Source organism: Streptomyces sp. NPDC046870 (genome assembly GCF_040704595.1).
Taxonomy (GTDB): Bacteria; Actinomycetota; Actinomycetes; order Streptomycetales; family Streptomycetaceae; genus Streptomyces; species Streptomyces argyrophylli.
In genome coordinates this window covers 1-11,909 of record NZ_JBEYXM010000043.1, presented here as the reverse complement: position 1 = coordinate 11,909, position 11,909 = coordinate 1, and the positions used below count along the sequence as shown (strand labels likewise).

13 protein-coding genes are annotated in these 11,909 nt (G+C 71.4%); 3 read left to right on the top strand and 10 right to left on the bottom strand.

From position 1 onward, the window contains the following. Positions 1-160: 160 nt before the first annotated feature. Positions 161-433 carry a glutaredoxin family protein gene (locus AB0946_RS40420; protein ID WP_225814320.1) on the bottom strand — a complete coding sequence of 91 codons (273 nt, stop codon included), beginning with the start codon at positions 431-433 and terminating at the stop codon, positions 161-163. Between the two features lie 125 nt (positions 434-558). Here AB0946_RS40420 and AB0946_RS40415 point away from each other — a divergent pair, with 125 nt between their 5' ends. The 3 genes from AB0946_RS40415 to AB0946_RS40405 all read left to right on the top strand — a co-directional run bounded on the left by AB0946_RS40415 (position 559) and on the right by AB0946_RS40405 (position 4,027). Further along, positions 559-1,479, top strand: coding sequence for an HAD-IB family hydrolase (locus AB0946_RS40415; protein WP_366765727.1), 921 nt, complete (start codon positions 559-561; stop codon positions 1,477-1,479). 286 nt (positions 1,480-1,765) lie between these two features. Next, a complete protein-coding gene (locus AB0946_RS40410) occupies positions 1,766-2,560 on the top strand; it encodes an ECF subfamily RNA polymerase sigma factor, BldN family (RefSeq protein ID WP_366765726.1) in 795 nt (264 codons plus the stop codon). 234 nt (positions 2,561-2,794) lie between these two features. Further along, positions 2,795-4,027: a DUF5667 domain-containing protein gene (locus AB0946_RS40405; protein WP_366765725.1), complete on the top strand. Its 1,233-nt coding sequence runs from the start codon at positions 2,795-2,797 to the stop codon at positions 4,025-4,027. A 73-nt stretch (positions 4,028-4,100) separates the two neighbouring features. Here the strand turns inward: AB0946_RS40405 and AB0946_RS40400 are convergent, their stop codons facing one another. From AB0946_RS40400 to AB0946_RS40360, 9 genes are all read right to left on the bottom strand, one after another. Further along, positions 4,101-5,165, bottom strand: a complete 1,065-nt coding sequence (locus AB0946_RS40400; protein ID WP_366765724.1) for a lysophospholipid acyltransferase family protein — start codon at positions 5,163-5,165, stop codon at positions 4,101-4,103. Positions 5,166-5,179: 14 nt separating this feature from the next. Further along, complete coding sequence (locus tag AB0946_RS40395) at positions 5,180-6,241, bottom strand: NAD-dependent epimerase/dehydratase family protein (RefSeq protein WP_366765723.1); 1,062 nt, start codon at positions 6,239-6,241, stop codon at positions 5,180-5,182. Between the two features lie 188 nt (positions 6,242-6,429). Continuing rightward, positions 6,430-6,528 carry an AURKAIP1/COX24 domain-containing protein gene (locus AB0946_RS40390; RefSeq protein WP_003948845.1) on the bottom strand — a complete coding sequence of 33 codons (99 nt, stop codon included), beginning with the start codon at positions 6,526-6,528 and terminating at the stop codon, positions 6,430-6,432. Between the two features lie 125 nt (positions 6,529-6,653). Continuing rightward, positions 6,654-6,866, bottom strand: coding sequence for a helix-turn-helix domain-containing protein (locus tag AB0946_RS40385; protein WP_121791081.1), 213 nt, complete (start codon positions 6,864-6,866; stop codon positions 6,654-6,656). A gap of 129 nt (positions 6,867-6,995) precedes the next feature. Beyond that, positions 6,996-7,811 carry a phosphatase gene (locus AB0946_RS40380; RefSeq protein WP_366765722.1) on the bottom strand — a complete coding sequence of 272 codons (816 nt, stop codon included), beginning with the start codon at positions 7,809-7,811 and terminating at the stop codon, positions 6,996-6,998. 100 nt (positions 7,812-7,911) lie between these two features. Beyond that, a complete protein-coding gene (locus AB0946_RS40375) occupies positions 7,912-9,084 on the bottom strand; it encodes an acetoin utilization protein AcuC (RefSeq protein WP_366765721.1) in 1,173 nt (390 codons plus the stop codon). Then, the gene (locus AB0946_RS40370; RefSeq protein ID WP_366765720.1) at positions 9,035-10,252 is read right to left on the bottom strand and encodes an MFS transporter; all 1,218 of its coding nucleotides are present in this window, start codon (positions 10,250-10,252) and stop codon (positions 9,035-9,037) included. Before AB0946_RS40370 ends, AB0946_RS40375 begins: the two co-directional genes overlap by 50 nt. 106 nt (positions 10,253-10,358) lie before the next feature. After that, positions 10,359-11,072, bottom strand: coding sequence for a VC0807 family protein (locus AB0946_RS40365; RefSeq protein ID WP_366765719.1), 714 nt, complete (start codon positions 11,070-11,072; stop codon positions 10,359-10,361). Between the two features lie 92 nt (positions 11,073-11,164). After that, positions 11,165-11,809, bottom strand: a complete 645-nt coding sequence (locus AB0946_RS40360; RefSeq protein ID WP_366765718.1) for an HAD family hydrolase — start codon at positions 11,807-11,809, stop codon at positions 11,165-11,167. Between the last annotated feature and the right edge of the window lie 100 nt (positions 11,810-11,909).

Genomic DNA, 11,909 nt, shown 5'->3' with positions numbered 1-11,909 from the left:
AGTGACCGGGGTCACGCCACTTTTGCGCCCTCGCCGGGAACCGGCGCATACGCAGCGGCGTTCCTTAGTTACTGGGGGCAAAACCGCACACACTCCTCACGAATCCCGCCCCCGAGACCAAACCGCCGTCGATCCTAAGCGACTTTCCGGCCGGTTTGTACTAGTCGGTCAGTGCCCGGCGCAGACGCTCCTCGTTCACGCGCCAGAAGGTGTGCTGTTCACCGTCGACCAGTACGACCGGGATCTGCTCCCAGTAGCGGTCGTGCAGCTCGCGGTCCTCGGTGATGTCCTTCGGCTCCCACGGCACGCCGAGGTCGCCGCACACCTTCTCGACCACCGCCTGCGCGTCGTCGCACAGATGGCAGCCCGGCTTGCGGATGAGGGTGACCAGCCGCGCGCGCGGCTCGGCCCTGCGTCGGAAGAGGGGACTCATACCGGCCATTCTCGCGCGCCGGCGCCCACTGCGGATCACCTCCTTAACGACCCGGTCGCGCAGAGTTCACGACCTCCCGACCTCCGCTCGCCGGAACCGCCGGGCGGACTGGCTATGCTCACGACATGGCCGCTCTCGGATGGCTCACTCCCCGTAGGCGCTCCGCCACGGCGCGGAGCGTGTTGGCAGGCGAGGCCTCGGCGGAGGCCGCCCGCAAGTCCTCACAGGAAGCCCCGCGCGCCACGCCGGAGGAACCGGAGTTCCCGGTGATCGGGGACGACAGGGCCGCCGCCTTCTTCGACCTCGACAACACCGTGATGCAGGGCGCCGCCCTGTTCCACTTCGGCCGGGGGCTGTACAAGCGGAAGTTCTTCGAGACCCGCGACCTCGCCCGCTTCGCCTGGCAGCAGGCGTGGTTCCGGATGGCCGGCGTCGAGGACCCCGAGCACATGCAGGACGCCCGCGACTCGGCGCTGTCGATCGTCAAGGGCCACCGGGTCGCCGAACTGGAGTCGATCGGCGAGGAGATCTACGACGAGTACATGGCCGACCGCATCTGGCCCGGCACCCGCGCCCTCGCCCAGGCCCACCTGGACGCCGGCCAGAAGGTGTGGCTGGTCACCGCCGCCCCGGTGGAGATCGCCCAGGTGATCGCCCGCCGCCTCGGCCTCACCGGCGCCCTCGGCACGGTGGCCGAGTCGGTCGACGGCGTCTACACCGGCAAGCTGGTCGGCGAGCCGCTGCACGGGCCGGCCAAGGCCGAGGCGGTCCGCGCGCTCGCCGTCGCCGAGGGGCTGGACCTGTCCCGCTGCGCGGCCTACAGCGACAGCCACAACGACATCCCGATGCTGTCGCTGGTCGGCCACCCCTACGCCATCAACCCGGACGCCAAGCTGCGCCGGCACGCCCGCGAGAAGGACTGGCGCCTGCGCGACTACCGCACCGGCCGCAAGGCGGCGAAGGTCGGCATCCCGGCGGCGGCCGGGGTCGGCGCGGTGGCCGGTGGCACGGCCGCGGCGATCGCCCTGAGCCGGCGGCGCCGATAGCCGCCACCGCCGTTCCCGCGCGCACGAATTATGCCGCGGCCATTTCAACACGCGCCGCTCCTCGCCGAAATCGGCCGCTTTCCGGTCAACAAGTGATCAGTTTACGAAACTTGACCCCCCATCAAACAGCTACGTATGCGACGCAATCGATGATTTGAGCAACTCGGTGTAGCAGGCCCTGCACGAAGCGTTATTCTCCTCAGACGCAAACCGGTACCCCTCCGTCGCTACGACGGGTGAACGGTCCCGCACTGCACGTGATGGAAGCTCTGCCTCTGGGAGTCCCGTGTACCCACACGTCGGGGTTGACGCCTCGGGCCTGGCTACGCTGCGCGCAACAGTCGCGATGGTCAAGGAGACGCTGCGCGGCTACGTCCCCACCGCGTACGCCGTCCCCGCCTCCGCCGTCCCCGCCTTCGCCGCCGCCGCGCCCGTCGGCCCGTGCTACGCACTGGCCGACGGCAGCGCCGCCGTCGGCAGACGAGGGCGGGCCACCGGCGCGGCCACCGCCCGCCGTCCGGCCGCCGACAGCGACAGCGCCCGGATGATGGACCTGGTCGAACGCGCCCAGGCCGGGGAGGCCGAGGCCTTCGGGCGGCTCTACGACCAGTACAGCGACACCGTCTACCGGTACATCTACTACCGCGTGGGCGGCCGGGCGACCGCCGAGGACCTCACCAGTGAGACCTTTCTGCGGGCGCTCCGCAGGATCGGCACCTTCACCTGGCAGGGCCGCGACTTCGGCGCCTGGCTGGTCACCATCGCCCGGAACCTGGTCGCCGACCACTTCAAGTCCAGCCGCTTCCGGCTGGAGGTCACCACCGGCGAGATGCTCGACGCCAACGAGGTCGAACGCTCCCCCGAGGACTCCGTCCTGGAGTCCCTGTCGAACGCCGCCCTGCTCGACGCCGTACGGCGGCTCAACCCCCAGCAGCAGGAGTGCGTGACCCTCCGCTTCCTCCAGGGCCTCTCGGTCGCCGAGACCGCCCGGGTCATGGGCAAGAACGAGGGCGCCATCAAGACCCTCCAGTACCGCGCCGTACGCACCCTCGCCCGGCTGCTGCCGGACGACGCCCGCTGACCACGTGACCCAGGGCGACGGTCAACTCACCTTCGGTGAAAGTCCGTTGCCTTTCCGATCCGGTCATCCGCCGTCCGTAACCCAAGTGCCGCGCCAGTCGTTGTGCGGGATACAGGCTCCCTGTGGTCACGTCCTGGCCGACCGCGATCACCCGATCGCGTGGAAGTTCCATGGGCGTGCAACCCTCAGGACCCCCTGGGGAGTCGACCGTCATGACGAGAGGAGGTGCCGCCAGTGATCGCGAACGTATCGGCGCACCGGCGGGCGAACGCCTTCGCCCAGGCCCTGGAGGAGCAGTCCGACCGGGACACGGCGGCCGAGCAGTCCGTAGGCCCGGCGGAATCACCGCCGACCACCGAGGACCGGACCGAGCAGGGCGCACTGCTGGCCCTGGCGGCGGGCCTCGGCGCGCTGCCCAGGCCGCAGCTCGACCCCGAGGTCAAGGTGGTCCAGCGGGCCCAGCTGGTGGCCGCGATGGAGGCCATGCTCCAGGAGGGAACCGGGGCGACGGACACGTCGGTACCGGAACAGCGTTCCCACCGGGCCAAGGGCGCCCACCGGGCGAGCCCGCTGGGCAAGCTCCGCCCACGCACGAGACTGACCAAGGGCCTGGCGGCCGGCGGGCTCAGCGTGGGCGTGGCCGCCGGGGCCTTCGGCGGGGTCGCCGCCGCCAGCTCCGACGCCCTGCCCGGCGACTCGCTGTACGGACTGAAACGCGGCATCGAGGACTTCAAGCTCAACTACCTGACCGACGGCGACGACCAGCGCGGCCAGACCTACCTCGACCAGGCCTCCACCCGCCTGAGCGAGGCCCGGCGCCTGCTGGAGCGCGGCCGGGGCGGCCACCTGGACCACGAGTCCATCGGCGAGATCCGCCGCACCCTGTCCGGAATGCAGCACGACGTCGCCGAGGGCCACCGCCTGCTCCACGCGGCCTACGAGGCCGACCCGGAGTCGCTCGGCCCCATCCAGGCGCTGTCCACGTTCTCCCGGTCCCACCGCCAGGTCTGGAGCGCGCTCAGCGACAGGCTGCCCACGCAGCTGGGCGATGTGAAACAGCAGGTGTCCTCGGTCTTCGACGCCATAGACGAAGAGGTCGCCCCGCTGCAGTCCCTGCTTCCGCAGCCGCCCGCGAAGCCGGGCGACGGCAGACACCCGGGCGGCTCCGGCAAGGCGTCCACCGGCACCTCCGACAGCCACCGGTCCACCACGCCCAGCGCCGGGAACACGCCGTCCGCCGGCAAGCACACCGGCACGGGCACGCCGAGCGGTCCGGCCACCGGCAGCAGCGGCGACGGGCTCATCGGCGGTGACACCGGCGGACTGCTCGAACCGCCGAAGACCGGGCCCGACACCGCGTCGCCGTCCGCCGGCAGGTCCCCCACGGGCCAGCCGGACGTCACGATCCCCCCGCTCATCCCCGACCTGCTCCCCGGCCTGGGGATCGACGGGCAGGACGCGGACTGACGCGAAGCGGCCGTACGGCACCGAGGGCGCCCTTTTCCGAGCAGGGCGCCCTCGGTGCCGTCCACCGGACGTCTCAGAAGAACACCGAGCGGCGCTGCACCAACAGCTTGTACAGCGTGTGCTGGATCTGCTCCCGCACCTGATCGGTCAGGTTGAACATCAGCATCGGGTCCTCCGCCGCCTCCGGCGGATACCCGTCCGTCGCGATCGGCTCACCGAACTGGATCGTCCACTTCGTGGGCAGCGGAACGGCACCGAGCGGACCGAGCCAGGGGAACGTCGGCGTCAACGGGAAGTACGGGATGCCCAGCACCCGCGCCAGCGTCTTGGCGTTGCCGATCATCGGGTAGATCTCCTCCGCCCCGACGATCGAGCACGGGACGATCGGCACTCCCCGGCGCAGGGCCGTGGAGACGAAGCCGCCCCGGCCGAACCGCTGGAGCTTGTACCGCTCGCTGAACGGCTTGCCGATCCCCTTGAAGCCCTCCGGCATCACCCCGACCAGCTCGCCCTGCCCCAGCAGCCGTTCCGCGTCCTCCGCGCAGGCGAGGGTGTGACCCAGCTTGCGGGCCAGCTCGTTGACCACCGGCAGCACGAAGACCAGGTCGGCGGCGAGCAGCCGGAGATGGCGGCCGGCCGGGTGGTGGTCGTGCACCGCCACCTGCATCATCAGCCCGTCCAGCGGCAGCGTCCCGGAGTGGTTGGCGACGATCAGCGCCCCGCCCTCGGCGGGGATGTTCTCGATGCCCTTCACCTCGACCCGGAAGTACTTCTCGAACACCGGCCGCAGCAGCGACATCAGGACCTGGTCGGTCAGCTCCTCGTCGTAACCGAAGTCGTCGACCTCGTAGTCCCCGGTGAGCCGGCGCCGCAGGAAGGCCAGTCCGGCCGCCACCCGCCGCTCCAGGCCGCCGTCGAGCCCGCCGGCCTCCGCGGCCTCCAGCGGCTCCTCCTCGCGGCTCACAGGGGCATCCTCCGGCGCCCCCTCCCGTCCCGGCAGAGGCTGGACCGCGCCCATCTCCCCCGGCTCCCCGAGCGCACCGCGCCGGCTGCCCCCGCTCCGCCGCCGCGGCTGGCGCTGTGCGGCGCTCCCGCGGGACCGGTCGTCGTCGAACGGAATGACCTTGGCGTCCGCCATCGTTGCCGCTCTCCTCAGTTGGCGCTGTGCGTCTGGGGGTGGCCGCCTGCCCTCGCGGTCAGCGCGGCGATCCGGTCGACGGCCGCCGCCAGGCCCTCCGGCGGCAGCAGCCCGGCGCCCTGGCCGCGCGCGAAGTCCGCGAAGGTCCCGGCCGTCGTGTGGCGGGGCGTGAAGCCCAGCGTCTCGCGCATCTGGACGGTGTCCACCACCCGCCCGTGGGTGAGCAGCCGGATCTGCTCCGGCGAGAAGTCCGTCATACCGAGCGTACGCACCAGGGAGCCGGCCCAGGTGACCGCGGGCAGCAGCAGCGGCACGGTGGGCCGCCCGAGCCGCCGGGAGCACTGCGAGAGCAGCAGCACGCCGTCCCCGGCGATGTTGAAGGTGCCGCTGTTCAGAGTGCCCCGGCGCGGCTCGTGCGAGGCGATCCGCAGCACCTCGATGACGTCGTCCTCGTGCACGAACTGCAGCCGCGGGTCGTAGCCGAACACGGTCGGCAGCACGGGCAGCGCGAAGTACGAGGCGAGCGGGGTGTCCGCGGCGGGTCCGAGGATGTTGGCGAACCGCAGCACGCACACGGCGACGTCCGGCCGCCGCCGGGCGAACCCGCGCACGTACCCCTCCACCTCGACGGCGTCCTTCGCGAAGCCGCCGCTGGGCAGCGACTTGGGCGGGGTGGTCTCGGTGAACACGGCGGGGTCGCGCGGCGCGGAGCCGTACACGTTCGTACTGGACTTCACCACCAGCCGCCGCACGGCCGGCGACTTCTGGCAGGCGCCGAGCAGCTGCATGGTGCCGATGACGTTGGTCTCCTTGACCGTGGCCCGGCTGCCGCCGCCCAGGGCCGTGCCCGTGACGTCCAGGTGGACGACGGTGTCCGCGCCGGTCTCGGCGAGCACCCGGGCGATGGTCGGCTGCCGGATGTCGGCCTGGATGAAGTCGGCGCCGCCGAGGTGGTGCGCCGGCGGCACCGCGTCCACGGCGATCACACGCTCGACCTCCGGGTCCCGCTGGATCCGCCGCACGAACCGGCCGCCGAGCTGCCGGGCGACTCCGGTGACGAGCACGATCCGTCCCAAGATCAGCGCCTTCCTTCCCGTATGACCGGTATCCCGCGTTCCCCGTCTGCGGCCAACCTAGCCGGTCGGTGTTGCGCTGTGATGACCCCAAGGGCGCCCGGCGACGGAAATTCCCCCATCGGTATATGCCTGTGGCCCCCCACCACTGCTGGTGGGGGGCCACAGGGCCACGCTACTCGCGGCGCCGCTTACTTCTTGTTGCGGCGCTGAACGCGCGTGCGCTTGAGCAGCTTGCGGTGCTTCTTCTTGGCCATCCGCTTGCGCCGCTTCTTGATAACAGAGCCCACGACTACCCTCGCTCACTTCTCATCACTCGGTTGTTTGGGCGCCATGGGCCCACACGACCTACGAGGGGCTAGCCTACCCAACCGAGCGCCGAGGTCGTAATCGAGGGGTCACCCGGGGGTCGCCGTCAGGCCGTCTCCACCCCCACATAGCTGTCGCGGAGGTACTCGTGTACCGCTTGCTCCGGGACGCGGAACGACCGTCCCACCCGGATCGCGGGCAGATGACCGCTGTGCACCAGGCGGTACACGGTCATCTTCGACACTCGCATCACCGAGGCGACCTCCGCCACGGTAAGGAACTGAACCTCGTTCAGAGGCCTCTCGCCAGCTGCAGCCATGACACACCTGAACCTTCCGCACTCGACGGCCACCGGCTTCCCCTTCCGGTGACTCTTCGTCGTTGCGTGCTCACTCCCCAGACTAGGGGCGGGTGATGCGAGTGGGGAAGAGGTGCACCCATCGGCGGCCTACTGTGACAGACACGCCCGATTGAGCACGTAGCGGATCAGCGGCCGGTAGTGAGCAGACCGCACTGCGTCATCAACCGGAACGGCGACGGACACCCGTCCCTCGGCCTCACCCACGAACAGCGCGGGGTCATCCGTGTCGGCCAGACCGATGGCCTCGAACCCGAGCTGACCAGCACCGCAGACCCAGCCGTGGTCCCCCACCACCAGCTCCGGCAGCGGCCCGCCGGCCTCCGCCGCGGCGTCCAGCGCGACCCGAACCGGGAGCGGCGAGTGGCTGTGGGCGCCCGGCTCACGACCGGGGCGCCCGCTCGCCGGTTCCCGCACCAGGGCAACCCCTCGTACGTATTCGAGGCGATGGGTACGTAGACCGAACCGGGTCAATATGTCGACACAGCGACCCTGCGCCGGGGTGAGGACCTCACATCCCGCCGCCGACAAGGCGTCCGCCAGACCGGCGTAGAAACCGAGCAGCGGACGCGGGTGCCCGGTGCCGAGCAGCACCGGTGCGCCACGCCGGGCCACCTCCCGGATCCGCCCGGCGAAGGCGTCCAGCGCGGCGAGCGTCCGCTCCGGATCGATCACATCCGGTCCGGAAACGTATCGGGGATCGGCCGAGACCCCGCACTTCTCCGCCATCAACCCGAGCAGGTCCCGGGCCCCCCACGCCCCTTCGGGATCGATCCCGATCAACACGCGCGGGTCCCGCGCGGCGAACAGCCGGTAGCTCCGCAGACTGTCCTCCCGCGACGTCCCCACCTCCCCGGCCAGCCGGGCGGCCACCAGATGCGCTCGGAGACGGGCGGCGGTCGACACGGATGCGATGGTGGCCCATCGGGGGTGCGGACGGGACGGGAACGCCGGAAGTCCGCACGGTTGGCCTAATCCCGGCCCTCGGGCGGGCCGGGCCGGCCCGTCAGGGAAGAAGGCCGCGCAACGGGAACACGGCACGCCGGGTCGCCAGCACGGCCTGGTCGACCCGGTCGGCGGGGTCGTACCCCTCCTCCCAGGACGCCCACGGTACCGGCCACAACCCGTCCGTCATGCGCCACGGCCCCGACTGCCGCGTCCGGGCGTACACGGCCTGCCGCCACGCCTCGGGGATCACCGCCTCCGGGGCCACCGGCTTCCCGGCCGCGATCCCCACCAGGTGCGTCCACGACCGCGGTACGACGTCCACCACCGCGTAGCCGCCCCCGCCCAGCGCGACCCACTTCCCCCCGGCGTACTCGTGCGCCAGGTCGTGACACGCCACCTGCACCGCCCGCTGCGCGTCCAGCGAGACCGCCAGGTGCGCGAGCGGATCCTCGAAGTGCGTGTCGGCCCCGTGCTGGGTGACGAGGACCTGCGGCCGGAACTCCGCGAGCAGCTCCGGCACCACGGCGTGGAAGGCCCGCACCCACCCGGCGTCCCCGGTCCCGGCCGGCAGCGCCACGTTCACCGCGGCCCCCTCCCCCGCGCCCGCCCCGGTCTCCTGCGGCCACCCGGTCTGCGGGAACAACGTACGGGGATGCTCGTGCAACGAGATCGTCAGCACCCGCGGGTCCTCCCAGAACGCGGCCTGCACCCCGTCCCCGTGATGCACGTCGACGTCCACGTAGGCGACCCGCTCGGCCCCCAGCTCCAGCAGCCGCGCGATGGCGAGCGAGGCGTCGTTGTAGATGCAGAACCCCGACGCCCCACCGGGCATGGCGTGGTGGAGCCCGCCCGCGAAGTTCACGGCGTGGCCGGCGTCGCCCCGCCACACCGCTTCGGCCGCCCCCACCGACTGCCCGGCGATCAGCGCGGACACCTCGTGCATCCCCGCGAACGCGGGATCGTCGGCCGTCCCCAGCCCGTACGAGCCGTCCGCCCCCTCCGGATCGGCAGACGCGGCCTTCACGGCGTCGATGTAGTCCTCCCGGTGGACCAGCCGGAGCGTGGACTCGCCGGCCGGCTTCGCCGCGACGACCTCCACCTCCCGGTCGAGCCCGAAGGCACCGACCAGCCGGCGGGTCAGCTCCAGCCGGACCGGATCCATCGGATGGTTCCGACCGAAGTCATAGCCCGTTACTGCCTCGTCCCACATCAGCTGTGCGCGGCCGCTCATGCCCGCCACCGTATCGGTCCGGTTGAGCGGCGAACGACCTGGCGTACCCCAGCGTCACCAGCACCAACACCATCGGCACCAGCATGGCCCCCCGATAGCTCCACGCGTCGCCCAGAGCGCCCACCAACGGAGCGCCCACCAGGAACCCCACGTAGTTGAAGATGTTCAGCCGCGCGACCGCCGCGTCCGACGCCCCGGGGAACAACCGCCCCGCCGCTGCGAACGTCTGCGGCACCAGCACGCACAACCCCAGCCCCAGCAGGGTGAAACCCAGCATCCCGGCCCACGCGCCGGGCGCCACGGCCACCACCGCGAACCCGCAGGCCGCGACCACCGCCCCGAGACGTACGACCGCCACGGCCCCCAGCCGCCGGACCCCGAGGTCCCCGAGGGCCCGCCCCACGAGCGTGGTGACCATGTACACGTTGTACGGCACGGTCGCCAGCTGCTCCGAGCTGCCCAGCACGTCCTTCAGGTACTTGGCGCTCCAGTTGGAGACGGTCGAGTCACCGATGTACGCGAACATCATCACCAGACACAGCGGCAGCAGCAGCCTGAAGACGACGGTCCCCCGCTCCGCGCCCCGCTCGGCAGCGGGCGCCGGCTCCCCGTCCACGTACCACCGGCTCCCGGCCAGCGCCGCCGGCAGCAGCACGGCCACCACCGGCAGGTACGACACCCACAGCGTGAGGTGCCAGTGCGCACCCGCCCAGGCCAGCGAGGCCCCCAGGATCGCGCCCAGGCTGTAGACGGCGTGGAAGCCGAGCATGATGCTGCGCCCGTACGACCGCTGGAGGCTGACGCCGAGCATGTTCATGGACGCGTCCAGCGCGCCCACCGCCAGGCCGAACACGCCCAGCGCCACGGCCAGTACGGCGACCTGCCCGTGCCCGCCCGCCCCGACGCCGAGCAGCGCCAGCAGCACCACCGGCTGGGACCAGCGCAGCAGCCGGCTGGGCGGTACCCGCTTCACCAGCTGCTCGGTGGCCACGCTGCCGATCCCGGCGAGGACGGGCACGGCCGCCAGGAAGACCGGCAGCAGCGCGTCGGACACCCCGTACCGGTCCTGGATGGCCGGGATGCGCGTCACCAGCAGGGCGAAGGCGACGCCCTGGGCGAAGAAGCTGAACGCCAGCGAGGCCCTGCCGCGCCGCAGCACATCAGTCATGGCGGCGAGAGTAGGGCCCCGGGCTACCGCTGGGTAGATCCAGCCAAAGGTGAATTCTGCTCAGCTTCGGTTCAGGGCTCCGGGCCACCGGGCACTCGCCCGGCGATCAGGCGGCGACGGCCACCTCGGGCCGCTCCGCCCGGCCGGCCTCCACCTCGGCCGCGAGCATCCGCTCCATCGGTCCCGCGGCCAGCCCGCCGCTGACCACGAAACCGATCGCCATCGTGGCGATCATGATCACGGAACCCAGCCACACCATGGTGTCCACCGGGACGGTGTAGGCACCCACGACCCGTACGACGCACTCGGTCAGCAGGGTCAGCCCCCACACCACGGAGAACGCCCGCTCCCTGGACCGGAAGGCCGCGGAACCGGCCGCCGCCCCGGACACCAGCCGCTGCCAGGCGGCTTCCCTCGCCGCGTCCCCCTTCACCAGGAAGGGCTTCATGCCCGCGGTCATCATCGGCTTGCCGAGCCGGACGGACACCAGGATGCCGAGGGCCACCGTGCTGCTGACCCCACTGTCCTTGGCCAGCATCAGCCGCGGGTCACCCGAGACGAAACTCAGCAGCAGGGACACGACGTTCACGAAGAGGATCAGACCCGCCAGCGCGTTGGTCCTGCGCTCCCTGACCAGTCCCCCCACGGTCCGCACCGCCGGTACGACACTGCTCCAGGCGAGCGCCGCGAAGGTGCTCATCCCGAAGGCGTCCTTGAAGAGGTAGTACGAGCCGAGCGGCAGCGCCACATCGATGAGCAGCGGCTTGAAGTTGTCCAGCACGCTCGGCCTACGGCCCTGGTTCCCCGTGTTCTTCGTCATGCCCTCAGCTTCGCCCCCGGGCCGGGTCCGGCAGTAGGAACGTTCGTCCGGAGCTCCGCATGACAGATGTCAGCCCGCACGGCCGACCGGGGTCATACCAGCAGGTCGAGCAACTGGTCCATGCGGGAGAAGAGTTGACCGGCACCCGCGAGCTTCGCCGCCGGCGTCATCGCGGTGAACCCGTACACGTCCATCCCGGCCGCCACAGCCGCCTGTACGCCCAGCGGGGAGTCCTCCACGACCACGCACCGCCCGGGCGCCACACCCATCCGCTCGGCCGCGTGCAGGAACAGATCCGGTGCCGGCTTGCCCCGCCCGACATCCTCCGAGCTGAAGACACGCTCCTGCGGGAACCACCGGTCCAGCCCGGTCGTCCGGTGCCCGACCCGGATGCGCGCATGACTCCCCGAGGAGGCCACGCAGTACGGCACGCCGTCCGCGGCCAGCTTCTCCAGTACGCCGGCCACCCCGGGCACGGGCCGCAACTCCCGCTCGAACGCGGCGAACACCCGCGCGTGGAACACCTCGTCGAACTCCGCCGGCAGCCGCTTGCCCGTCCGCTCCAGGACCAGGTCGTGGATCCGGTGCATCGCCGACCCCATGTAGTCACGGATGGAGTCCTCGTACGTCGTGGGATGCCCGAGCTCGGTCAGATAGGCGGCCAGAAGCCGGTTGGATATGGGCTCGCTGTCCACGAGGACACCGTCGTTGTCGAAGATGACGAGGTCATAGCGCATGAACTCACCCTAAACGCAGAAAACCCCCGCACCGGAGGTGCGGGGGTTTTCCCAAGAATTGTTCGGCGGTGTCCTACTCTCCCACAGGGTCCCCCCTGCA